3 protein-coding genes and 1 pseudogene are annotated in these 3,435 nt (G+C 42.7%); all 4 read right to left on the bottom strand.

What is annotated here, in order from left to right; genetic code table 11:
• Positions 1-157 precede the first annotated feature (157 nt).
• On the bottom strand, positions 158-1,441 hold the full coding sequence (locus tag WAK81_RS08980) for a ribonucleotide-diphosphate reductase subunit beta (protein WP_004645882.1): 1,284 nt from the start codon (positions 1,439-1,441) through the stop codon (positions 158-160).
• A gap of 113 nt (positions 1,442-1,554) precedes the next feature.
• Positions 1,555-1,794, bottom strand: a complete 240-nt coding sequence (locus tag WAK81_RS08975; RefSeq protein ID WP_416711867.1) for a hypothetical protein — start codon at positions 1,792-1,794, stop codon at positions 1,555-1,557.
• Positions 1,795-2,134: 340 nt separating this feature from the next.
• The gene (locus WAK81_RS08970; protein ID WP_257225578.1) at positions 2,135-2,263 is read right to left on the bottom strand and encodes a hypothetical protein; all 129 of its coding nucleotides are present in this window, start codon (positions 2,261-2,263) and stop codon (positions 2,135-2,137) included.
• 144 nt (positions 2,264-2,407) lie between these two features.
• Positions 2,408-3,435: pseudogene (locus WAK81_RS08965) on the bottom strand (ribonucleoside-diphosphate reductase subunit alpha); the annotation flags it as partial.

The raw sequence follows: 3,435 nt of genomic DNA, 5'->3' as shown, positions 1-3,435 counted from the left end.
CAAGGAAGATGGGGAAATGATTATTGATGAAGCAGGGAAGCGGTTGAAATAAATTCCAGAATTGAAGACGATAAATCAGATCATAAAAAAGCCACCGCAAGGGTGGCTTTTTATTTAAAGTTAAAATGACAGATATCATGTCATTTTAAGTTAAACCTTACCAGCTTAACGCACCGCCAGTCTGATAGTCTGTTACGCGCGTCTCGAAGAAATTCTTCTCTTTACGCAAGTCCATCATTTCTGACATCCACTGGAACGGGTTGTTCACGCCAGCAAACTGTTCAGGCAAGCCTAACTGCGCCAGACGACGGTTGGCAATGAACTTCAGGTATTCTTCCATCATGCCAGCATTCATGCCAAGTACACCGCGTGGCATGGTGTCACGTGCGTATTCGATTTCCAGCATCGTACCTTCAAGAATCATCTGGATGATTTCTTCCTGAAATTCAGTGGTCCATAAACCTGGGTTTTCGATCTTGATCTGGTTGATCATATCGATACCGAAGTTCAGGTGCATTGACTCATCACGCAGGATGTACTGGAACTGTTCAGCAACACCATTCATCTTGTTACGACGGCCCATCGACAGGATCTGGCTGAAACCGCAGTAGAAGAAGATACCTTCAAGTACACAGTAGAACGCGATCAGGTTGCGAAGCAGAATCTGGTCGTTTTCAGGTGTACCAGTTTTGAAAGTAGGATCACTTAAAGACTGAGTATATTTCAGGCCCCACGCCGCTTTACGTGCAACTGACGGTACTTCGCGGTACATGTTGAAGACTTCGCCTTCGTCCATACCTAAAGACTCGATACAGTATTGGTAAGCATGTGTGTGAATCGCTTCTTCAAACGCCTGACGTAAGATGTACTGACGGCATTCAGGGTTGGTAATGTGACGGTAAATTGCCAGTACCAGATTGTTTGCAACCAGTGAATCGGCAGTCGAGAAGAAACCGAGCGAACGCATGACGATGGTACGTTCATCTTCAGTCAAGCCATTTTCAGACTTCCAGAGCGCAATGTCGTGGTTCATGTTGACTTCTTGCGGCATCCAGTGGTTTGCACATCCGTCCAGATACTTCTGCCAAGCCCATTCGTATTTGAATGGAACAAGCTGGTTCAAGTCTGCACGACAGTTGATCATCGCCTTGTCGTCAACCTGTACACGCTGCGCACCCATTTCAAGCTCTTCCAGACCCGGTGCAACATCAAGCTGTTCTAGGGAAGCAGATGCTCTTGCCAGCGAATCGGTTGGATTTGATCCTCGGTTTTGAGTGGCTCTAAGGGGTTGTGCAGCTGCCACATCCGGCGATGCGTTGCCTGCATCAGATACCATCTGTGAATTAGTCGCTTTTTGCGGCTCGACGGGCGCAGGCTGCTGTTCAGGTGCAGCCGGTTTTTGCGAATCATCTTCGAAATCGTCCCAACTTAGGATAGACATGGGATTCTCCTTAATTAAAAATCAGGTGAACCCCAGTGAAATAGAATAAAGATTATAAACCTGTCTCTATTTCAAAACCATTTAATGCGAACATTAAATGGTTTGGGGTTCTTCTAAGCTACTAATTTATCAATATCACTTCTATTTAATTCAAAGACCTCTAATTTGTCTTTTTCATCAATAAAAGGTAATAAACCCTTCCGTATAGCTTCGGCTGACTCCAATGAAGACACAATCAATACAGATTTTTGATGCTGTATAACTTCATAATTTTTTCTTATAAAACTAAGAAGTTGTTGATAGTGTCGACTTGATTTAAGCCTCAAATCATACGTAATACAATAAATACTCATAGGTAAAATCCTCATCATTAGTGTTCATCAAATAAGTAAATTGGGTGTTGCAAAAAAACATTATCTGTACCTTCAATAAGTTACTGGTTTGTTTGCAATTTACTGTTGACGAGAGAACTAAGTTGAGGGATTATTCCCTTACTTTCTTATCGGAAAGTACTCTCAATTCAACAGCAAATTGCCTGTTTATTTGAGTCAAATGAGGGGGATACTGCAATATCCCCAACATTTTTCTCAAATCTTTTCTAAATCTCCAATTACTTTTATCTTTCATAATCTTCAATCTAGATTTGATTTTGTATTGCTACATAATCAAAAGAAGTAATTCGTCTAAAGAAAACTACTTATTTTGCTTACGCTGCTGGCGAACTTTGAGCCAGAAATAAGCAATTGGTAAATAAAAGGTAATACCAAAGGAAATCAGCAATGCCGCAAGTCCTAACATGTAGTTGTGGGTCATATGGGGCATTGAGGTTTCCTTATTTGTATTAAATTCTAAATCCTCCCCCAACCCCTCCTTTTAATAAAGAAGGGGCTTCCATCCACCTATTTTGATTTCTGGAAGTCCCCCTTTGAAAAAGGGGGATTTAGGGGGATTCTAGAAACTCGCCAATTATTGACAAGCCTCACAATCAGGATTGTCAATTGAACATGCCATTGGCACTGGAGCCGCTTGAGCAAAACCTTCTTCCTCTGCAGGAGCTTCAGGTTTTTGCGCTTCAACTACAGGAGCTGCTGCTACAACAGGAGCCGCAACAGTTGCAGGTTTAACTGCATTCAATGCGCCAGTATTAATGGTTGATTTCTCAGCAGAAGTCGCACCCAATGCACGTAGGTAATAAGTTGTCTTAAGACCACGTAACCAGGCCATCTTGTAAGTGATGTCCAGTTTCTTACCGTTTGCACCAGCGATGTAAAGGTTAAGAGATTGTGCTTGGTCGATCCATTTTTGACGACGTGAAGCAGCATCTACGATCCAGCGAGTATCAACTTCAAACGCAGTCGCGAAGATGGCTTTAAGCTCTTCAGGAATACGAGAAATCTTCTGAACAGAACCTTCGAAATGTTTCAGGTCATTGACCATTACTGCATCCCAAAGACCACGTTCTTTTAACGCACGTACCAGATACGGGTTAATCACGGTGAATTCACCAGACAGGTTTGATTTCACATACAGGTTCTGGAATGTCGGTTCAATGGATTGAGACACACCACAGATGTTTGAAATCGTTGCAGTCGGAGCAATTGCCATCACGTTCGAGTTACGCATACCGTCTTTTTGAACTTTGTTACGTAAAGTATCCCAATCCAGACGAGTAGTACGATCCACTTCGAACATGCGTTCAGGGCGTGATTTCGCAACGATATCTAAAGAGTCGATTGGCAAGATCCCTTGATCCCACAATGAACCTTTAAATGTCTCATACGTACCACGTTCAACAGCCAAATCACTTGAAGTTGAAATCGCGTAGTAGCTGATTACTTCCATAGATTCATCGGCAAAATCAACAGCTGCTTCAGAACCATACGCCAAGTTCATTTCATATAAAGCATCCTGGAAGCCCATGATGCCCATACCCACTGGACGATGCTTCATGTTTGAAGTACGTGCTTGTGGTACAGCGTAGTAGTTGATGTCGA

It is taken from the genome of Acinetobacter sp., assembly GCF_049284435.1.
GTDB lineage: Bacteria > Pseudomonadota > Gammaproteobacteria > Pseudomonadales > Moraxellaceae > Acinetobacter.
The sequence above is the reverse complement of the archived record's forward strand: the minus strand, read 5'-3'. Positions and strand labels throughout refer to the sequence as shown.

What these genes read in the sequence shown, in the direction of transcription:
- WAK81_RS08980 (WP_004645882.1), bottom strand. Translation starts at nt 1,441, where the DNA reads ATGTCTATCCTAAGTTGGGACGATTTCGAAGATGATTCGCAAAAACCG.
- WAK81_RS08975 (WP_416711867.1), bottom strand. Translation starts at nt 1,794, where the DNA reads ATGAGTATTTATTGTATTACGTATGATTTGAGGCTTAAATCAAGTCGA.
- WAK81_RS08970 (WP_257225578.1), bottom strand. Translation starts at nt 2,263, where the DNA reads ATGCCCCATATGACCCACAACTACATGTTAGGACTTGCGGCATTGCTG.